Annotated in this window: 15 protein-coding genes; 13 read left to right on the plus strand and 2 right to left on the minus strand. The window is 64.5% G+C overall.

What is annotated here, in order from left to right; translation table 11 throughout:
- Positions 1–7: 7 nt before the first annotated feature.
- From LDJ84_RS12880 to brnQ, 7 genes are all read left to right on the plus strand, one after another.
- Complete coding sequence (locus tag LDJ84_RS12880) at positions 8–715, plus strand: succinate dehydrogenase iron-sulfur subunit (RefSeq protein ID WP_024765470.1); 708 nt, start codon at positions 8–10, stop codon at positions 713–715.
- A gap of 249 nt (positions 716–964) precedes the next feature.
- A complete protein-coding gene (locus tag LDJ84_RS12885) occupies positions 965–3,796 on the plus strand; it encodes a 2-oxoglutarate dehydrogenase E1 component (RefSeq protein WP_024765469.1) in 2,832 nt (943 codons plus the stop codon).
- Between the two features lie 42 nt (positions 3,797–3,838).
- Complete coding sequence (gene odhB, locus LDJ84_RS12890) at positions 3,839–5,065, plus strand: 2-oxoglutarate dehydrogenase complex dihydrolipoyllysine-residue succinyltransferase (protein WP_038803159.1); 1,227 nt, start codon at positions 3,839–3,841, stop codon at positions 5,063–5,065.
- Between the two features lie 81 nt (positions 5,066–5,146).
- Positions 5,147–6,583 (plus strand): dihydrolipoyl dehydrogenase, encoded by a 1,437-nt coding sequence (gene lpdA, locus LDJ84_RS12895; RefSeq protein WP_065084750.1) that lies wholly within the window; start codon positions 5,147–5,149, stop codon positions 6,581–6,583.
- A gap of 159 nt (positions 6,584–6,742) precedes the next feature.
- Entirely contained in the window at positions 6,743–7,909 is a 1,167-nt protein-coding gene (sucC, locus tag LDJ84_RS12900) for an ADP-forming succinate--CoA ligase subunit beta (RefSeq protein ID WP_015477516.1), read from the plus strand.
- On the plus strand, positions 7,909–8,790 hold the full coding sequence (gene sucD, locus LDJ84_RS12905; protein ID WP_038803160.1) for a succinate--CoA ligase subunit alpha: 882 nt from the start codon (positions 7,909–7,911) through the stop codon (positions 8,788–8,790). Before sucC ends, sucD begins: the two co-directional genes overlap by 1 nt.
- Before the next feature lie 482 nt (positions 8,791–9,272).
- Positions 9,273–10,586, plus strand: coding sequence for a branched-chain amino acid transport system II carrier protein (brnQ, locus tag LDJ84_RS12910; RefSeq protein WP_169887781.1), 1,314 nt, complete (start codon positions 9,273–9,275; stop codon positions 10,584–10,586).
- Between the two features lie 102 nt (positions 10,587–10,688).
- Here the strand turns inward: brnQ and LDJ84_RS12915 are convergent, their stop codons facing one another.
- Together LDJ84_RS12915 and LDJ84_RS12920 are read right to left on the minus strand one after the other, a co-directional pair.
- Positions 10,689–11,354, minus strand: coding sequence for a DUF3313 domain-containing protein (locus tag LDJ84_RS12915; RefSeq protein WP_065084752.1), 666 nt, complete (start codon positions 11,352–11,354; stop codon positions 10,689–10,691).
- Positions 11,355–11,430: 76 nt separating this feature from the next.
- Complete coding sequence (locus LDJ84_RS12920; RefSeq protein WP_226046418.1) at positions 11,431–12,732, minus strand: OmpP1/FadL family transporter; 1,302 nt, start codon at positions 12,730–12,732, stop codon at positions 11,431–11,433.
- Between the two features lie 602 nt (positions 12,733–13,334).
- Here LDJ84_RS12920 and LDJ84_RS12925 point away from each other — a divergent pair.
- From LDJ84_RS12925 to LDJ84_RS12950, 6 genes are read left to right on the plus strand one after another with little or no spacing between them, the layout of a single operon-like run.
- Positions 13,335–14,315 (plus strand): AAA family ATPase, encoded by a 981-nt coding sequence (locus LDJ84_RS12925; RefSeq protein WP_226046419.1) that lies wholly within the window; start codon positions 13,335–13,337, stop codon positions 14,313–14,315.
- A 14-nt stretch (positions 14,316–14,329) separates the two neighbouring features.
- Positions 14,330–15,271, plus strand: coding sequence for a DUF58 domain-containing protein (locus LDJ84_RS12930; protein WP_170859875.1), 942 nt, complete (start codon positions 14,330–14,332; stop codon positions 15,269–15,271).
- A complete protein-coding gene (locus LDJ84_RS12935; RefSeq protein WP_226046420.1) occupies positions 15,268–15,765 on the plus strand; it encodes a DUF4381 domain-containing protein in 498 nt (165 codons plus the stop codon). Before LDJ84_RS12930 ends, LDJ84_RS12935 begins: the two co-directional genes overlap by 4 nt.
- Positions 15,752–16,759: a VWA domain-containing protein gene (locus LDJ84_RS12940; RefSeq protein WP_226046421.1), complete on the plus strand. Its 1,008-nt coding sequence runs from the start codon at positions 15,752–15,754 to the stop codon at positions 16,757–16,759. Before LDJ84_RS12935 ends, LDJ84_RS12940 begins: the two co-directional genes overlap by 14 nt.
- Positions 16,759–18,333 carry a VWA domain-containing protein gene (locus tag LDJ84_RS12945; protein ID WP_226046422.1) on the plus strand — a complete coding sequence of 525 codons (1,575 nt, stop codon included), beginning with the start codon at positions 16,759–16,761 and terminating at the stop codon, positions 18,331–18,333. The genes LDJ84_RS12940 and LDJ84_RS12945 overlap by 1 nt, the downstream gene beginning before the upstream one ends.
- Entirely contained in the window at positions 18,330–19,652 is a 1,323-nt protein-coding gene (locus LDJ84_RS12950; RefSeq protein WP_226046423.1) for a BatD family protein, read from the plus strand. The genes LDJ84_RS12945 and LDJ84_RS12950 overlap by 4 nt, the downstream gene beginning before the upstream one ends.
- The last annotated feature ends 6 nt before the right edge of the window (positions 19,653–19,658 follow it).

Genomic DNA, 19,658 nt, shown 5'->3' on the forward strand with positions numbered 1-19,658 from the left:
GCCCGCCATGTTGCAAGTGAGTGTTTACCGCTACAACCCTGAGAAGGACGCTGCACCCTACATGCAGGACTTCCAGGTCGATACCGACGGCAAGGACATCATGGTCCTGGACGTGCTGGCGCTGATCAAGGAACAGGACGAGGGCTTCTCCTATCGTCGTTCCTGCCGTGAAGGCGTGTGCGGTTCCGACGGTATGAACATCAACGGCAAGAACGGCCTGGCCTGCATCACCCCCCTGTCGGCCGCTGGCCTGAAGGGCGGCAAGCTGGTTCTGCGTCCGCTGCCGGGCCTGCCGGTCATTCGTGACCTGGTCGTCGATATGCGCATCTTCTACAAACAGTACGAGAGCGTGAAGCCGTTCCTGCAGAACAAATATGCAGCGCCGGCCATCGAGCGTCTGCAGAGCCCGGAAGAGCGCGAGAAGCTGGACGGTCTGTACGAGTGCATCCTGTGCGCCTGCTGCTCGACCTCCTGCCCGTCGTTCTGGTGGAACCCCGACAAGTTCCTGGGTCCCGCCGCGCTGCTGCAGGCCTACCGCTTCCTGGCCGACAGCCGTGACACCGAAACTCAGGCGCGCCTGGCGAGCCTGGATGACCCGTTCAGCGTCTTCCGCTGCCGCGGGATCATGAACTGCGTGAACGTTTGCCCGAAGGGTCTGAACCCCACCAAGGCAATCGGTCACATCCGTAACATGCTGCTGCAGAGCGGCACTTGATCTGCGGGCCTTGCGCCCAAAGATCATGAAAGAGCGACACCTGTGCCGCCGGAACATTGTCCGGCGGTACAGTCCTTAGGACCCAAGCCCACAAAGCGGGGGTCCTGTTTTGAAAACGTATATATGACCAGCAGGGGCATCCGGGCTGGTACCCGGACTATCTGCGGGAATCGGTGGCTTGAAGTCGCTGTGTTTGACTTCGCGCCAGAGGTTCCACAGGTGGAGTCCCCTTACCGAGGGTGACCAAGCATGCACGAAAGCGTAATGCAGCGGATGTGGAACAGTGCCCATCTATCCGGTGGAAACGCTGCCTACGTCGAAGAGCTCTACGAGCTCTACCTGCACGACCCGAACGCTGTGCCAGAAGAGTGGCGCACGTACTTCCAGAAGCTTCCTGCCGACGGCAATCCTGCCCCCGACGTTTCGCATTCCTCTATCCGTGATCATTTCGTACTCCTGGCCAAGAACCAGCGCCGCGCCGCGCCTGTTTCCGCTGGCAGCGTAAGCACCGAGCACGAGAAAAAGCAGGTTGAAGTCCTGCGTCTGATCCTGGCATACCGTCTGCGTGGACATCAGGCAGCATCGCTCGATCCGCTGGGTCTCTGGGTGCGTACCGCTCCCTCCGATCTGTCGCTCGAACACTACGGGCTCACCGCTGCAGACCTCGACACTACTTTCCGTACCGGTGAGCTCTACATCGGCAAGGAAGAAGCGACCCTGCGTGAAATCATCGATGCGCTGAAGCAGACCTACTGCAGCACCATCGGCGCCGAGTTCATGCACATCGTCGATTCCGAGCAGCGCCACTGGTTCGCCCAGCGCCTGGAAAGCGTCCGTGGCCGTCCGACGTACTCCGCCGACGCCCGCTCCCACCTGCTGGAGCGCCTGACCGCTGCAGAAGGCCTGGAGAAGTACCTGGGCACCAAGTACCCGGGCACCAAGCGCTTCGGCCTGGAAGGCGGCGAGAGCCTGATCCCGATGGTCGACGAGATCATCCAGCGCTCCGGCTCCTATGGTGTGAAGGAAATCGTCATCGGTATGGCCCACCGCGGCCGTCTGAACGTCCTGGTCAACACCCTGGGCAAGAACCCGCGCGAGCTGTTCGACGAGTTCGAAGGCAAGAAGCTGGTCGAGATGGGCTCCGGTGACGTGAAGTACCACCAGGGCTTCTCCTCCAACGTCATGACCACCGGCGGTGAAGTCCACCTGGCCCTGGCGTTCAACCCCTCGCACCTGGAAATCGTTTCCCCGGTGGTCGAGGGTTCGGTACGCGCCCGCCAGGACCGTCGCAAGGACGGCAGCGGCGACAAGGTCGTGCCGATCTCCATCCACGGTGATGCCGCCTTCGCGGGGCAGGGCGTGGTCATGGAGACCTTCCAGATGTCGCAGACCCGTGCTTACAAGACGGGCGGCACCATCCACATCGTGATCAACAACCAGGTCGGCTTCACCACCAGCCGTCAGGACGACGCTCGCTCCACCGAGTACGCGACCGACGTGGCGAAGATGATCCAGGCGCCGATCTTCCATGTGAACGGCGACGATCCGGAAGCGGTCCTGTTCGTGACCCAACTGGCCGTCGACTACCGCATGCAGTTCAAGCGTGACGTGGTCATCGACCTGGTCTGCTACCGCCGTCGCGGCCACAACGAGGCCGACGAGCCGAGCGGCACCCAGCCGCTGATGTACCAGCAGATCGCCAAGCAGCGCACCACCCGTGAACTGTATGCCGACGCGCTGATCGCTGCCGGCGTGCAGAGCACCGAGCAGGCCCAGGAGAAGGTCGACGAATACCGCGACGCTCTCGACAACGGTCAGCACGTGGTGAAGAGCCTGGTCAAGGAGCCCAACAAGGAGCTCTTCGTCGACTGGCGTCCGTACGTGGGGCACGCCTGGACCGCGCGTCACGACACCCGCTTCGACCTGAAGACCCTGCAGGACCTCTCCGCCAAGCTGCTGGAAACCCCGGACGGCTTCGTCATGCAGCGTCAGGTGCAGAAGATCTACGAAGACCGCGCGAAGATGGCTGCCGGCGGCATGCCCATCAACTGGGGCTTCGCCGAGAACCTGGCCTACGCCACCCTGCTGTTCGAAGGTCACCCGGTGCGCATGACCGGCCAGGACGTCGGCCGCGGTACCTTCTCGCACCGCCATGCGGCGCTGCATAACCAGAAGGACGACTCGGTCTACATCCCGCTGGCTCACCTGTTCGACGGCCAGCCGCGCGTCAGCCTGTACGATTCCTACCTCTCGGAAGAAGCCGTACTGGCCTTCGAATACGGCTACGCCACCACCACGCCGAACGCGCTGGTGATCTGGGAGGCCCAGTTCGGTGACTTCGCCAACGGTGCGCAGGTCGTGATCGACCAGTTCATCACCAGCGGCGAGACCAAGTGGCAACGTCTGTGTGGTCTGACCATGCTGCTGCCGCACGGTTACGAAGGCCAGGGTCCGGAGCACTCCTCCGCGCGTCTGGAGCGTTACCTGCAGCTGTGCGCCGAGCAGAACATCCAGGTCTGCGTGCCGACTACCCCGGCTCAGGTCTACCACATGCTGCGCCGTCAGGTGATCCGTCCGCTGCGCAAACCGCTGATCGTGATGACTCCGAAGTCGCTGCTGCGTCACAAGCTGGCCATCTCGACCCTGGAAGATCTGGCAGACGGCTCTTTCCAGACTGTGATCAACGAGATCGACAGCCTGGATCCGAAGAAAGTCGACCGCATCGTGCTGTGCAGCGGCAAGGTGTACTACGACCTGCTGGAGAAGCGTCGCGCCGAAGGTCTCGAGAACATCGCGATCGTTCGTCTCGAGCAGCTGTATCCCTTCCCGGAAGACGATCTGGCCGAGGTGCTGTCGCAGTACAAGAACCTCAAGCACATCGTCTGGTGTCAGGAAGAGCCGATGAACCAGGGTGCCTGGTTCTGCTCGCAGCACCATATGCGTCGTGTCATCGCCGCGCACAAGAAAGGTCTCAACCTGGAATACGCGGGCCGCGAAGGCTCGGCAGCTCCGGCTTGCGGCTACGCTTCGATGCACGCCGAGCAGCAGGAAAAACTGCTGCAGGACGCCTTCACCGTTTAACGCCAACGCGCAGTTGATACCGAATTTAAGGAAACACACATAATGGCTATCGAAATCAAAGCCCCAACCTTCCCGGAATCGGTTGCCGACGGCACCGTTGCAACCTGGCACAAGAAGGTCGGTGAAGCCGTCAAGCGCGACGAACTGATCGTCGACATCGAGACCGACAAGGTCGTGATCGAAGTACTGGCCGAGGCTGACGGCGTCCTGGCAGAGATCGTCAAGAACGAAGGCGACACCGTTCTCTCCAACGAACTGCTGGGCAAGCTGAGCGAAGGCGGTGCTGCCGCTGCCGCTCCGGCTGCTGCCTCGGCTCCCGCTGCTGCACCTGCTGCCGCTGCACCGGCCGCCGCTGGCGACGACAACATCCTCTCGCCGGCTGCCCGCAAGCTGGCCGAAGAGAACGGCATCGACCCGAACAGCCTGGCCGGTACCGGCAAGGGCGGTCGCGTGACCAAGGAAGACGTCGTCGCTGCCGTTGAAGCGAAGAAGAACGCCCCGGCCGCCGCTCCGGCTGCCAAGGCTGCAGCTCCGGCTGCCGAGGCTCCGGTCTTCGCCGCTGGCGACCGCGTCGAGAAGCGCGTTCCGATGACCCGCCTGCGCGCCAAGGTTGCCGAGCGTCTGGTCGAAGCCCAGTCCTCCATGGCCATGCTGACGACCTTCAACGAAGTCAACATGAAGCCGATCATGGACCTGCGCAACAAGTACAAGGACCTGTTCGAGAAGAAGCACAACGGCGTTCGCCTGGGCTTCATGTCCTTCTTCGTCAAGGCTGCCACCGAAGCCCTGAAGCGCTTCCCGGGCGTCAACGCCTCGATCGACGGCAACGACATCGTCTACCACGGCTACCAGGACATCGGTGTGGCAGTTTCCAGCGACCGCGGTCTGGTCGTACCGGTCCTGCGTAACGCCGAGTTCATGAGCCTGGCCGAGATCGAAAACGGCATCGCCACCTTCGGCAAGAAAGCCAAGGACGGCAAGCTGTCCATCGAAGACATGACCGGTGGTACTTTCACCATTTCCAACGGTGGCGTATTTGGATCGCTCCTGTCGACTCCGATCGTCAACCCGCCGCAGACCGCCATCCTCGGCATGCACAAGATCCAGGAGCGCCCGATGGCCGTTAACGGTCAAGTGGTCATCCTGCCGATGATGTACCTGGCGCTGTCCTACGATCACCGCATGATCGATGGCAAGGAAGCGGTAAGCTTCCTGGTCACCATGAAGGATCTGCTGGAAGATCCGGCTCGCCTGCTGCTGGACGTCTGATACGTCAGTTCACACGACGGCCCCGTACTACACGACGGCCCCGCGAGGGGCCGTCCGCTTCACCGGAATAAGGATTGAGACATGAGCCAGAAATTCGACGTGGTTGTGATTGGTGCCGGCCCCGGCGGCTACGTAGCCGCCATCCGTGCCGCCCAACTCGGCCTGAAGACCGCTTGCATCGAGAAGTACATCGGTAAAGAGGGCAAGGTTGCCCTCGGCGGTACCTGCCTGAACGTAGGCTGCATTCCGTCCAAGGCACTGCTGGACAGCTCCTGGAAGTACAAGGAAGCCAAAGAGGGCTTCGAGGTCCACGGCATCTCCACCGGCGGCGTGAAGATGGACGTTCCGGCGATGGTTGCCCGCAAGGCCACCATCGTGAAGAACCTGACCGGCGGCATCGCCACCCTGTTCAAGGCCAACGGCGTGACTTCCTTCGAAGGCCACGGCAAGGTCCTGGCCAACAAGCAGGTCGAAGTGACCGGCCTGGACGGCAAGACCCAGGTTCTGGAAGCCGACAACATCATCATCGCCTCGGGCTCCAAGCCGGTTGAAATCCCGCCGGCCCCGCTGACCGAAGACGTGATCGTCGACTCCACCGGCGCCCTGGAATTCCAGAGCGTACCCAAGAAGCTCGGCGTGATCGGCGCTGGCGTCATCGGCCTGGAACTGGGTTCGGTCTGGGCTCGCCTGGGCGCTGAAGTCACCGTACTGGAAGCCCTGGACAAGTTCCTGCCGGCTGCCGACGAGCAGATCGCCAAGGAAGCCCTGAAGGTCCTGACCAAGCAAGGCCTGAACATCCGCCTGGGCGCTCGCGTCACCGGTTCGGACGTGAAGAAGAAGCAGGTCACCGTGACCTTCACCGACGCCAACGGCGAGCAGAAGGAAACCTTCGACAAGCTGATCGTGGCCGTGGGCCGTCGCCCGGTGACCACCGACCTGCTGGCCGCGGACAGCGGCGTGACCCTGGACGAGCGTGGCTTCATCTACGTCGACGACCACTGCAAGACCAGCGTTCCGGGCGTCTACGCCATCGGTGACGTGGTCCGCGGCGCCATGCTGGCGCACAAGGCCTCGGAAGAAGGCGTTATGGTTGCCGAGCGCATCGCCGGTCACAAGGCCCAGATGAACTACGACCTGATTCCGTCGGTGATCTACACCCACCCGGAAATTGCATGGGTCGGCAAGACCGAGCAGCAACTGAAAGGCGAAGGCGTTGAAGTCAACGTCGGTACCTTCCCGTTCGCCGCCAGCGGCCGTGCCATGGCTGCCAACGACACCACCGGCCTGGTCAAGGTCATCGCCGATGCCAAGACCGACCGCGTACTGGGCGTCCACGTGATCGGCCCGAGCGCCGCCGAGCTGGTACAGCAAGGCGCGATCGGCATGGAATTCGGCACCAGCGCCGAAGACCTGGGCATGATGGTCTTCTCCCACCCGACTCTGTCCGAAGCGCTGCACGAAGCGGCACTGGCAGTGAATGGCCACGCCATCCACATCGCCAACCGCAAGAAGCGCTAAGGAACGGGACCACGGCGGGGAGGGCGGCAGTCTTTTGCGAGGGGCTGCCCCCGACCCGCCGGATCGTTTCTCCCCCGAGGGGGACTCGGTCACAGGTGGCGTGGCGCCACGAGCGCCGCGCCGAATGCGCAATACCCAAGACGAAAACGGTAGACAAGCATGAATCTCCACGAATATCAGGGTAAGCAGCTGTTCGCTGAGTACGGCCTGCCCGTATCCAAGGGCTTCGCCGTCGACACACCCGAAGAGGCCGCAGAAGCCTGTGAAAAAATCGGTGGTACCGAGTGGGTCGTTAAAGCCCAGGTACACGCCGGTGGCCGCGGTAAAGCGGGCGGTGTGAAGCTGGTCAAGAGCAAAGAGGACGCCAAGGCGTTCGCCGCCAACTGGCTGGGCAAGCGTCTGGTGACTTACCAGACTGACGCCAATGGCCAGCCGGTCAGCAAGATCCTGGTGGAGTCCTGCACCGACATCGACAAGGAGCTGTACCTCGGCGCCGTTGTCGACCGTTCCAGCCGTCGCATCGTCTTCATGGCCTCCACCGAAGGTGGCGTGGACATCGAGAAAGTGGCGCACGAAACCCCTGAGAAGATCCTCAAGGCCACCATCGATCCGCTGGTTGGCGCACAGCCCTACCAGGGCCGCGAGCTGGCCTTCCAGCTGGGCCTGAAAGGCGACCAGATCAAGCAGTTCACCCACATCTTCGTCGGCCTGGCCAAGCTGTTCCAGGACTACGACCTGGCGCTGCTGGAAGTGAACCCGCTGGTGATCAAGAAAGACGGCAACCTGCACTGCCTGGACGCCAAGATCAACATCGACTCCAACGCCATGTACCGTCAGCCCAAGCTGCGCGCCATGCACGACCCGTCCCAGGACGACGCTCGTGAAGCCCATGCGCAGAAGTGGGAACTGAACTACGTCGCGCTGGAAGGCAACATCGGCTGCATGGTCAACGGCGCTGGCCTGGCCATGGGCACCATGGACATCGTCAACCTGCACGGCGGCAAGCCGGCCAACTTCCTCGACGTTGGCGGCGGTGCCACCAAAGAGCGCGTGACCGAAGCGTTCAAGATCATCCTGTCCGACAGCAACGTCGCTGCCGTTCTGGTGAACATCTTCGGCGGCATCGTTCGCTGCGACATGATTGCCGAAGGCATCATCGGCGCCGTGAAAGAAGTCGGCGTGAAAATCCCGGTTGTCGTTCGTCTGGAAGGCAACAACGCCGACCTCGGCGCCAAGGTCCTGGCCGAAAGCGGTCTGAACATCATCGCGGCGACCAGCCTGACCGACGCTGCCCAGCAAGTCGTCAAGGCCGCGGAGGGTAAGTAATGAGCGTCCTGATCAATAAAGACACCAAAGTCATCTGCCAGGGCTTCACCGGCTCGCAGGGTACCTTCCACTCCGAACAAGCCATCGCCTACGGCACCAAGATGGTTGGCGGCGTGACCCCCGGCAAGGGCGGCACCACCCACCTGGGCCTGCCGGTGTTCAACACCGTCAAGGAAGCCGTGGAAGCTACCGGCGCCGACGCTTCGGTCATCTACGTTCCGGCTCCGTTCTGCAAGGACTCGATCCTGGAAGCGGCCTTCGGCGGTATCAAGCTGATCGTCTGCATCACCGAAGGCATCCCGACCATTGACATGCTGGAAGCCAAGGTCAAGTGCGACGAGCTGGGCGTACGCCTGATCGGCCCGAACTGCCCGGGCGTGATCACTCCCGGCGAGTGCAAGATCGGCATCATGCCGGGTCACATCCACCTGCCGGGCAAGGTAGGCATCGTGTCGCGTTCCGGCACCCTGACCTACGAAGCCGTGAAGCAGACCACCGACGCCGGCTTCGGCCAGTCCACCTGCGTGGGCATCGGTGGCGACCCGATCCCGGGCTCCAACTTCATCGACATCCTGAAGCTGTTCCAGGAAGACCCGAAAACCGAAGCTATCGTCATGATCGGCGAGATCGGTGGTTCGGCTGAAGAAGAAGCGGCTGCCTACATCAAGGCCAACGTGACCAAGCCGGTGGTGTCCTACATCGCTGGTGTCACCGCACCGCCCGGCAAGCGCATGGGCCACGCCGGCGCCATCATCTCCGGCGGCAAGGGCACTGCGGACGAGAAGTTCGCCGCCCTGCAGGACGCTGGTGTGAAAACCGTGCGTTCCCTGGCCGACATCGGCAAGGCCCTGGCCGAGCTGACCGGCTGGCCGGTCAAGTAAGCGCCTCGCTTATTTAACCGTTCGTCAACAGAGGCCACCTTCGGGTGGCCTCTGTCGTTTCCGCCTCGTCTGAAAAGTGTCGTTCAAGCGACATCGCCGATCATTGCGCGGACGATCTGACGTATGTCAGTGCAGCTCATCGGAATAGATCGTTAGGCTAGCAACTATATGAAGCGTCGCGTTCCCCACAAGGGAAGGCTCGCTCACCGTCAATTCCTACCCGGAAGCGATGGCGATTCCTGACCGTCAAGGATGGCGGGATAACCAGAATGCAGGAGCAAACGGGCCACGAGCCCATGGAAAACCTCTGCTATCGGACTTCCAAGAACAACTCTCCGTACCGATGACAGCAGCATCACAGGATGCGCAGGCTCGCCCCGAGTGAGTCGGCCAGTCCCGTTCGATGCGGCTTTGTCACGTCCGTACGGTGTGCGTGCCTTGGGAGACCACAAACCCGCTAAAGCACTGTGGTATTTCCCTTCATGAACGTCTTGAAAGGCCAGGACATCCTGGCATTGGGTTTTATGACCTTCGCGCTGTTCGTCGGTGCGGGCAACATCATCTTCCCGCCGATCGTGGGCCTGCAGTCGGGGCCGCACGTTTGGATGGCCGCGCTGGGTTTCCTCATCACCGCGGTCGGCCTGCCGGTAATCACCGTGGTCGCGCTGGCCAAGGTCGGCGGTGCGATGGATACCCTGAGCCACCCGATCGGCAAAGTCGCCGGTGGGTTGCTGGCGGCTGTCTGCTACCTGTCGGTCGGACCGCTGTTCGCCACCCCGCGTACCGCCACGGTCTCCTTCGAAGTCGGCCTGGCGCCGCTGACCGGGGAGGGCGCTCTGCCGCTGTTCCTCTACAGTCTGGTGTACTTCCTGATCGTGCTGGTGATCTCGCTGTATCCGGGCAAGCTGCTGGATACCGTCGGCCGCTTCCTCGCGCCGCTGAAGATCATCGCCCTGGCCGCCCTGGGCATCGCCGCCTTCATGCTGCCGGCGGGCCCCATCGGCGTTGCTGAGCCGGCCTACCAGGCCGCGGCGTTCTCCCAGGGTTTCGTCAATGGCTACCTGACCATGGATACCCTGGGTGCGCTGGTCTTCGGTATCGTCATCGTCAACGCCATCCGTTCCCGTGGCGTGCAGTCGCCGCGGCTGATCACCCGCTATGCCATCATCGCCGGGCTGATCGCCGGGGTTGGCCTGGCGCTGGTGTACATCAGCCTGTTCCGTCTGGGCGCTGGCAGCCACGACATCGCCGCCGGTGCCGCCAACGGCGCAGCCGTCCTGCACGCCTATGTGCAGCACACCTTCGGCTCGCTGGGCAGCACCTTCCTCGCCGTGCTGATCGCGCTGGCGTGCCTGGTCACCGCCGTAGGCCTGACCTGCGCCTGCGCCGAGTACTTCTGCCGCATCCTGCCGCTGTCGTACCGCAGCCTGGTGATCATCCTGGCGGGCTTCTCGCTGCTGGTGTCGAACCTGGGGCTGACCAAGCTCATCCAGTTCTCCATCCCGGTGCTGACCGCCATCTACCCGCCGTGCATCGTGCTGGTAGCGCTGAGCTTCTGCGCCAGCCTGTGGCGCTCGCAGACCCGCATCGTCGCTCCGGTGATGGTGATTTCCTTCGCATTTGGCATCATCGACGCGCTCAAGGGCGCCAAGCTCGACGCCTGGATGCCGTCCTGGATGGAGCATCTGCCGTTGGCCGAGCAGGGCCTCGCCTGGCTGATCCCCTCGGTCGCCATGTTGGCCGTGATGGTGGTGATCGACCGTCTGCTGGGCAAACCCCAGGAAGCGATGGCCTGATCCCGCCGTACTGAGCCACCAATGAAAAAGGCCGCCCACAAGGCGGCCTTTTTCATTGCTCCAGCAGATGCTTGGCGGCGTCCTTCGTGGACTCGTCGGGTACTATTTGTGCTTCAACTGCTCGTAGGACTTGACCATGTCCCGCGCCCAGCCATCGAGCAGGGCCTTGGCGTCGTTGGCGGTCATGACCTGGGAGGAGTTTTCCAGCTCGGTGCCGGCGCCCTTGCGGACCACCTGGGCGACCACCGTGCCGTTGCTGCCATCGAGGAAGGCGGCTTCGGTGGCGATGCTGGTGTCCTGGTCGCGGATGCCGGTAGCGGTGCTGACGCCGGCAGCGATCAGGGCGATGGGGATGACCTCATAGGGCTGCAGCCCCTTGGTCGAGGCGCTGACGGCGGTGATCGCCGGACGCACGATCAGCACGCCCGGGCCGGGGCCGCTGGCCAGCGGCAGGGCCTTGGAAAATTGCGTCTGCAGGGCCTGATCATAGTACTTGGTGATGCCATCCAGGGTGCTCTGCGGAATCTTCTCGCTGGCTTGTGGTTGTGGATAGAGCTGGCTCGGCTCGACGTACACGCTGGTGAACTGGCTGACGTCGATACCGGGTTTGATCCAGCGCATCACCGGCGCACCGGAAGGGGACTTCTCTTCCTTGAGGACCTTGTAGTCCTTGAGGAAGCCGGAGTAGTTCTCGGGCTCGACGTACTTGCTTGCGCAGCCGGCGAGCGTGATGGAAGCCAGGCACAGGGCCAGGAGTTTGGTGTGCATCGAGTCGCTCCTTGTAGGTACAGCAGGGGTTGGATCGCGTTCTTCGTCGCGTGAATGCTTCGTTTGGCGTGAGTGGTCAGAATCGCCAGGTCGCACCGCCGCCAAGAATGTGCAGGGCCGCATTGCGATAGGTGCCGGATAGGGTTTCACCAGAGCGGGGCTTGGTCTGCTCGTCGTCCATGTCGCCGAGCCACACCAGGGTGTAGGCGAGGTGCAGGTCGAGGCCTTCCTCCAACTCGTAGTTCACGCCAGTCGCCAGGCGCCAGGCCTCGCCCATGGGGTTGTCGACGGTGCGGTCCTTGTCGTCCACCGCCGAGCTGTCGTAGCCCAGGCCCATGCTCCAGCGCAGGCGTGGGTTGGCCTGATACTGCGCGCCGACGGAGGCGTGCCAGGTGTCCTTGTACTGACGGTCGACGGTGCGGTCGACGCCGCCGGCGTTGGCGTCGACTTCCACGCCGATCTGGCCGAAGTCGCTCCAGTCCTGCCAGCCCAGGCTGCCCAGCAGCTTCCATTGCGGGTCGAGCTGGTGGGCGATGCTCAGGGTCGCCGTCTGCGGGATGTTCATGTCCAGTTCCAGGGAGTCGACATCCAGGCGATTCAGGGCGGCATTGATGATCGGGTTGCTGACCTTGCGTACATCCGGGCTGTCCTTGAACTCCAGCTTGACCTTGCTGGTGTAGGCGAGGCCGATCTGCGTACGGTCGCTCACGTGGTAGAGCAGGCCCAGGTTGACCCCGGTGCCGACGTCGGTGTCCTTGTATTCCAGCTGGCCGTCCGGCCGGTCCGCCAGCCCGAGCAGGTTGTTGTTGATGGCCATCTCGGTGCGGTAGTAGCCGTAGACGAAGCGCGGACCGATGCCCACGGTGAGGTCATCGGTGAACTTGTGCGCCAGGGTCGGCTGGAAGGACACGCCGATCACTGCCGCCTCCTGCGTGAAGTAGCGGCCGGCCCAGTCGTCGTCGTAATCGAGCGCCAGGCCGAAGTTGCCGTACATGCCGAAACCGATGGCGGAGCGGTCGTCGATCTGGTGGCTGATGAACAGGCTGGAGCCCGGCAGCCATTGCAGGGCGTTGCCGCCTTCGTTGCCATCGAACTGGTTGTCGCTGTCACGGGAGAAGCGGATGTCGCCGAGGATCACCTGGGCGTTGGCGCTGATCTGCGTGCCCTTGAGTTCGGCGATGCCGGCCGGGTTGCTCATCAGCACGCTCGGGTCGGTGGTCAGCGCAGCGGAGCCGGCGTTGGCAAGGCCGTTGCCTTCCTGCCCGGCCTCGTAGATCAGGATGCCGCCCGCCAGCGCAGGGCTGCTCAGGCAAGCCAGGAAAACGGTCGATAGCAGATAAACAGAAGCAGGCTTGGTTCGTAGGTGATCCGCGTTCATCTGGCGCTCCGGGTGCATATCGTTAGCCACCGCCCCAGATTCAGGTCTGTGGTGGCTCAATGCTCCGAATGCTGTCTGGAGTCGACTGCTGATTCCCCATTGAGTGGGGGACCGTGAAATCAGCCTAGATAGCCAAATGCGATGTGCAAGCCGACTTTAAATTCTTAGTGAAATTAATGCCCACCGCATCCCCCTTCAGATGCAAACCGCTTGCTCAGCTCTGCCGGGGAGTGCGTGAGCCAGGATGAATCTCTCGGGCGTGAAATGAAAAAAGCCGACGTAGTGCCGATTGTAGGAAATCGCCAGCTGGGGAAAATCATGCACTACCAGGAGCGGTGACCGTTCCCCAGCTCTGCTGCACGAGGCCCGCCAGCATTGCGGTGCATGCTCGAAGTGGCGATGGCAGAAGCCAAGGCTGCAGAGCACGCCGCCGCCAGCCTCCCTGGTTTTGCCTGCCCGCATCATGGCAACCCGCTTCCATAGCGAAGTATTACCGGTGGGCTACTGTTATCCAGCAGGCCGTGGCACGGCAGTGTGGCTGGAGGGCAGCTCCAGCACGCCATCGGCAAGGAACCCGAACCCACGGTACAAGGATCATCCCCGTGTCCACGCGTGAGCAGATTGCTGGCCTGGAAGCCGCCGTGTCGGCGCAGGTGCTCGGCCAGGAAGAAACCGTCCGCCACATCCTGCTGGGCCTGCTGGCCAACGGTCACGTCCTGCTGGAAAGCCTGCCCGGCCTGGCCAAGACCCGCACCGTCAAGGCGCTGTCGAAGCACCTCGATGCGCGCATGAGCCGCGTGCAGTTCACCCCCGACCTGTTGCCGTCGGACATCACCGGTGCCGAGATCCTCCAGCAGACCGAGCAGGGCAACCAGCTCAGGTTCCAGCCGGGGCCGCTGTTCGGCAATGTCATCCTCGCCGACGAGATCAACCGCGCGCCGGCCAAGGTGCAGGCGGCGTTGCTCGAAGCCATGGAAGAGCGCCAGATCACCGTCGCCGGACAAACGCATCGGATGCCTGGCCTGTTCATGGTGCTGGCGACGCAGAACCCCATCGAGCAGGAAGGCACGTACCCGTTGCCCGAAGCGCAGATGGACCGCTTCCTGATGAAGCTGCTGATCGACTATCCCAAGGTCGAAGACGAGTCCCGCGTCTTGCAGCTGGTGCGCGCCGAGGAGCGCAGCCAGCAGTCCGGCACCGAGCCGCCGGAGATCACGCCGCTTGCCCAGGACGCCGTGTTCGCGGCGCGCCGGGAAGTGGGCGACGTGCATGTCTCGGACGCCATCGACCGCTACCTGATCGACCTCATCCATGCCACCCGCCGACCCGCCGACTATGACGCCGACCTGGCCCGCTGGTTGAAGGTCGGCGCCAGCCCGCGCGGCGGCATCAGCCTGGACCGCGTTTCCCGCGCCCACGCCTGGATGGCCGGCAATGATTACGTCACGCCCGACGATGTACGCGCTGTCGTGCATCCCGTTCTGCGCCATCGCCTGCTGCTGTCCTATGACGCGGTGGCCGATGGCGTCGGTGCCGATCAGGTGATCGACCGGCTGCTCGACAAAGTTGCGATTCCTGCCTGAGGAGGAGGGCGTCGATGGCGGATCAGCAGCCGGTCGCCGATGGTTTCGTCTACGCCTCGCTGCAGCAACTGATGCTGCTGGAACATCGCGTGCGCGGCCTGAGCTTCCTGTCGCGGCAACCGTTGTCCAGCATCCTTTCCGGCAGCCACGCGGCGCGCCTGCGCGGCCGGGGGCTGAGCTTTGACGAGCTGCGCCAGTACAACCCTGGCGACGACCTGCGTCATCTGGACTGGCGTGCCTCGCTGCGTTACGGCAAGCCCTTCGTGCGCAGCTATACCGAGGAGCGCGACCGTCCCACGCTGCTGCTGGTGGACCAGCGCATGAGCATGTATTTCGGCTCCAAGCGCAGCTTCAAGTCCGTGACCGCCGCGGAGATTGCCGCACTTGGCGCCTGGATGGCCCTGCAGGCGGGTGACCGGGTCGGTGGCCTGGTGTTCGGCGACCGCCAGATCGAGTACATCCGCCCCTTGCGCAGCCGGGCCAGAGTCGAGGCGCTGTGCGCGGCCGTCGTGCGGCACAACCATGCACTGCAAGCCACCCGCAGCGACGACGATGCACCCGGCCAGCTCGACCGGGCGCTGCGCCAATGCCTGGGGGTAGCGGGGCACGACAGCCTGGTGGTGATCATCAGCGACTTTGCCGGCGTGACCGACCAGACGCTGCAGCTGTTGCGGCAGCTGAGCTCGCATAACGACGTGCTGGCCTTGCAGGTATTCGATCCGCTTGCCCTGCGCCTGCCGGACCGCGGCCGCGTGACCGTGACCCAGGGCGAGCTGCAGGTGGAACTGGAGGTTGGCCGGCGGCAGGTGCACCGGCCGCTGGGCGAGTTCCTATCCGGCCGCCTGAAGGACGTGGCGACCCTGCTGCGCCGCAGCCAGGTGCCCTTGATGATGTTCAGCAGCGGCCGCGACAGCCTGGAGCAACTGCGCGGCGAGCTGGGGCGCCTGGCCCGATGAGCACTCCGCGCATCGACCAGCTCCAGGAACTGCCGCCGCCACCGACGCTGGTCAGCTACTGGCCGCAGACCTGGGCCTGGGCGGTACTTGCCCTGCTGCTCGTGGCGGCCCTGGCCGTGTGGGCGCTATGGCGCTACCGGCGATGGCGGCGCGACCGCTATCGGCGCGAGGCGCTGCTGCTCCTGGATGATCTGGGCGAGGCCCTGGCGGACCCACAGCGTCGTCTTGCCGCGCTGCGCCAGCTGCCTTCGCTGCTCAAGCGTGTGGCGTTGTCGAGGCCCGGTGGCGAAGCCACGGCGGCGCTGGGTGGCCGCGCCTGGCGCAGCTATCTGCAAGGCCGCAGCCCGGCGCAGCTGCCGGCCGATCTGGATCAGCGGCTGGCCATGCTGGCCTATGCGCCGGATGAGCGCGTCCAGGCACTGGGTGAGCAGGAGGCGCAGGCCCTGCTGGCGGTCTGCCGGGAATGGATCGAGGTGCACCATGTGGCAGTTTGATCTGCCCTGGTTGCTGCTCCTGCTACCGTTGCCCTGGCTCGCCTGGCGCTACCTGCCGGCCTACCGGGAATCGCGCAGCGCCTTGCGGGTGCCGTTCTTCGCCGCCATGAGCCGCGCCGTGGGGCAGGAGCCCAGCCGCGGCGGAGCCGCCGGCGGGCGCTGGCAACTCCCGCTGAACCTGCTGGTGTGGGGGATGGTGCTGGTGGCGTGCGCGCGTCCGGTATTGGTGGAGAAACCCATCGAGCGGGTGCGGCCGATCCGCGACCTGATGCTGGCCATCGATATCTCGCAGTCCATGGAGACCAACGATTACCTCGATGCCGGTGGCCAGCGGGTGGACCGCCTGAGCATCGTCAAGGGCGTGGTGCGCGACTTCATCGGCGAGCGCAAGGATGACCGTATCGGCCTGATCGTCTTCGGTACCGGCGCCTTCGCCCAGGCGCCGCCGACGCTGGACCACGCCAGCCTGCTGATGTTGCTGGACGAAGTCGGCATCGGCATGGCGGGGCCGAACACCGCCCTGGGCGATGCCATCGGCCTGACGCTCAAGCTGCTCAAGGACGCGCCGGAGCAGGAAAAGGTGCTGATCCTGCTCACCGACGGCAACGACACCGCCAGCGCCATCACGCCCAGCCACGCGGCGGCCATGGCCCATGAGCGCGGTGTGGTGGTGCACACCATCGGCATTGGCGACCCCGCGGCCAGCGGCGAGTCGAAGGTGGACCTGAAGACGTTGCAGGATATCGCCCACAGCACCGGCGGGCGCTACTTCCGAGCCGGCGACCGCGAGGCGTTGAAGGCCGTCTACGCGACGCTGGACCAGATCACGCCGCACCAGGTGAAGACCCTCAGCCATCAGCCCAAGCGCGACCTGTTCTGGGTACCGCTCAGTGCTGCGTTGGTGTTGCTGGTGCTGTCGCACCTGTTGGCGGCCATCGCCGGACGATTGGCCGTGCCAGGCGATTCGCGCGCCAACCGGGAAGTGGAGGGCTGATGGACATCGACCTCAGTGCCTTTCATTTCCTGCGGCCGTGGTGGTTGCTGCTCCTGCTGCCGGGAGTGCTGCTGCCGCTGCTGTGGAGCCGGCGTCACGATCTGGCCCGCCGCCTCGACGGCATCATTGCACCCCATCTGCTGGCGCACCTGGTGATCACGCCCACCGAACGCCAGCGTGTGCGCCCGGTACAGCTGCTCGGCGCCGTGCTGGTGCTGGGCGGCGTGGCGGCGGCCGGGCCGACCTGGGAGCAGGACCGCCCGGCCTTTCTGGAGAACCGTGCGCCGCTGATCCTGGCGGTGGACCTGTCGCCCTCCATGGCCGCCAGCGATGTTCCGCCGTCACGCATCGAGGCGGTGAAGCACAAGCTCCACGACCTCATCGTGCGGCGGCCGGGCAGCCCGACGGCGCTTATCGCCTATGCCGGCAGCGCACACCTGGTGCTGCCCGCCACCGACGATGGCGGCTTGCTCGACAGCTTCCTGCAGGCGCTGTCTCCCGGCCTTATCCAGCGCAGCGGCAAGGACACGCTGGGTGCCATCGAGATCGCCAAGCGCCTGCTGGCGGCCGAGCAGTCGCCGGGTACCCTGGTATTGCTGACCGATGGCGCCGACCAGCAGCAGTTCGACGCCATCGACAAAGCCCTGCGCGGCAGTGATCTGCAAGTGCTGGTGCTGGCGGTGGGCAGCCAGGATGGCGGCTTGCTCGACGGTGGCCAGCAGGACGCCGCCGGCCGCCCCTTGTTGGCCAGCTTCGACTCGGACGCCTTGAAGGGCCTCGCGGAGGCGGCGGATGCGCCGCTGGGAAGCCTGACCCTGGGAGATGACGACCTGGACTGGATCGAACTGCACGCCCAGCAACACTTCCAGGCCGCCCAGGGTGACGAGCAGCAGCTGCATTGGAAGGATGCCGGTTATTGGCTGTGCTGGCCGTTGCTGCTGCTGGCGCTGGTGAGTGTACGCAAGGGCTGGAAGGTGCACTGGATGAGCGCACTGTTGCTCGCCGTCGGGCTGAGTGGTGCCCCGGAACCGGCGCGTGCCGGCGCGCTGGCCGATGCCTTTTTTACGGCGGACCAGCAGGGGCGCTGGGCTTTCGAGCACGGCCATTATCCGCAGGCGGCTGCGCATTTCCGTGATCCATTCTGGAAGGGGCTGGCCGCGTATCGCGCCGCAGACTACCCGCTGGCCCTGAGCAGTTTCGCCCGGCTGGATTCGTCCGAGGCGTACTTCTACCTGGGCAATACCTATGTGCGCCTGTCGAAGTTCGATCAGGCCATCGACGCTTATCGTCAGGCCCTGCAGCGCCAGGCGGACTTTCCAGCCGCCACCGCCAACCTCGCCCTGGCGCTGGCCCTGCAGAAGGACCGCGAAGACCAGCAGGAAGCCGGCCCGCCCGACGAGAAGCCCGACCAGGAGGTCTTCGACAATACCGCCGGCAAGGGCAAGAGCGTGCCCCGCGCACGCGCCAAGGCCGACTCGGACGAGCAGTGGCTGAACAACCTGAGCACCTCGCCGGCACAGTTCCTGCGCCGCAAGTTCCTGCTGCAGGATGCGGCGACGGGGGCGGGATCATGAGGCGCGCGCTGCTCTGCCTGTTGCTGTGCTGGCCTTTGCTGGGGCTGGCCGCCGAGCCGGAGGTGAAGGTCCGTACCCAGCTGCTGCCGGGCGATTCGGTGCTGGTCGGTGGGACGCTCACGTTGCAGGTCGATCTGCTGGTGGACACCTGGTTCGCCCAGCCGCCGCAACTGCCCGCGCTGAAGGTCGCCGGAGCAGTGGTCTCCGAGCCGAGCAGCGAGGCTGCCCACCTCAACGAGAAGATCGCCGGGAAACCGTTCTTCGGCCTGCGCTACGGCTACCAAATCACCCCGCAGAATGCCGGGGAGTTCACGCTGCCTGCGCTGGATATCCAGGTGCAGCCAGGGCAGGGCAGCGGTCCGCTGAAGATCACCAGCCAGCCGCTGCACTTCACCGCCAAGGCCCCCGCGGGCGTTGCTGCCGAAGGCGGTCAGCGCCTGGTCGCCAGCCAGGTGCTGATGGCCCAGCAGCTCAAGGCTTCCCACGAGCCACTGCGGGTGGGCGACAGCGTGACCCGCAGCCTGCACATCACCGCCGAAAACGCCCAGGCCATGCTGATTCCCGCGCCGGACTTCGCCGAGGTGAAGGGGCTGCGCCGCTACATGCAGCCCCCGACGGTGCAGGCCTTGAGCGATGGGCGTGGCGGCAGCAGCGGCGGTGAGCGCATGGATGCGGCCACCTACGTGGTCAGCCAGGCCGGCGATTTCCAGCTGCCGCCCATCGAGTTGCACTGGTGGGCGGCGGACAGCGGGGAACAACGTACTGTTTCGGTCCCTGCGCTGGAGCTGTCGGCCCAGGCTGCGGCCGTCTACAAGGCGCCTTTCTCCATCAGCGATGACCTGCGCGAGCTGGGGCGCCATGCCCAATTGCGTATCGCCCGTCACTGGTTGCTGCTGGCCGTGTTACTGGCGGTTCTGGTGGGCGCGGGTTACGCCGCGCATGCGTGGGGCGCGCCGTTGCGTACCGGCGTGATGAATGCCATCGAACGCCGCCGCCAGGCATGGCGCGAGTCGCCTGGCTACGCCTGGCGCCAGGTTCGCCCCCAGCTCAAGGGCGACCCGCCGCAGCTCGGTGCGCTGTACCTGTGGCTGCGGCGGACAACCGGAGGTCGTGAATTAAGCACGGCAGTGCCTGATGGTTCCGTCAAACCCGGCAATTCTTTGCTAGCGTTTCTCAGGGCCCGTTACGGCCGGGCCGATGCGCAGGTGCGTAGCGCTCCCGCCCAACTGATACAGGCGTTGCCGGAAATCCACCGGGAGATGGGCCGCGGCAAGCCGGCGAGCCTGCCGGCCCATGCCCTCAAACCTTTGAATCCGTGATCCAGG

Origin of the sequence: Pseudomonas sp. HS-18, from assembly GCF_020401845.1 — a bacterium.
Lineage (GTDB): Bacteria > Pseudomonadota > Gammaproteobacteria > Pseudomonadales > Pseudomonadaceae > Pseudomonas > Pseudomonas nitroreducens.

Bases quoted from the DNA above. Each gene is read 5' to 3' on its own strand.
- LDJ84_RS12950 (WP_226046423.1), top strand. From the start codon at position 18,330: ATGAGGCGCGCGCTGCTCTGCCTGTTGCTGTGCTGGCCTTTGCTGGGG.
- LDJ84_RS12920 (WP_226046418.1), bottom strand. From the start codon at position 12,732: ATGAACGCGGATCACCTACGAACCAAGCCTGCTTCTGTTTATCTGCTA.
- sucC (WP_015477516.1), top strand. From the start codon at position 6,743: ATGAATCTCCACGAATATCAGGGTAAGCAGCTGTTCGCTGAGTACGGC.
- LDJ84_RS12915 (WP_065084752.1), bottom strand. From the start codon at position 11,354: ATGCACACCAAACTCCTGGCCCTGTGCCTGGCTTCCATCACGCTCGCC.
- LDJ84_RS12935 (WP_226046420.1), top strand. From the start codon at position 15,268: ATGAGCACTCCGCGCATCGACCAGCTCCAGGAACTGCCGCCGCCACCG.
- LDJ84_RS12945 (WP_226046422.1), top strand. From the start codon at position 16,759: ATGGACATCGACCTCAGTGCCTTTCATTTCCTGCGGCCGTGGTGGTTG.
- lpdA (WP_065084750.1), top strand. From the start codon at position 5,147: ATGAGCCAGAAATTCGACGTGGTTGTGATTGGTGCCGGCCCCGGCGGC.
- sucD (WP_038803160.1), top strand. From the start codon at position 7,909: ATGAGCGTCCTGATCAATAAAGACACCAAAGTCATCTGCCAGGGCTTC.
- LDJ84_RS12930 (WP_170859875.1), top strand. From the start codon at position 14,330: ATGGCGGATCAGCAGCCGGTCGCCGATGGTTTCGTCTACGCCTCGCTG.
- LDJ84_RS12940 (WP_226046421.1), top strand. From the start codon at position 15,752: ATGTGGCAGTTTGATCTGCCCTGGTTGCTGCTCCTGCTACCGTTGCCC.
- brnQ (WP_169887781.1), top strand. From the start codon at position 9,273: ATGAACGTCTTGAAAGGCCAGGACATCCTGGCATTGGGTTTTATGACC.
- LDJ84_RS12880 (WP_024765470.1), top strand. From the start codon at position 8: ATGTTGCAAGTGAGTGTTTACCGCTACAACCCTGAGAAGGACGCTGCA.
- odhB (WP_038803159.1), top strand. From the start codon at position 3,839: ATGGCTATCGAAATCAAAGCCCCAACCTTCCCGGAATCGGTTGCCGAC.
- LDJ84_RS12885 (WP_024765469.1), top strand. From the start codon at position 965: ATGCACGAAAGCGTAATGCAGCGGATGTGGAACAGTGCCCATCTATCC.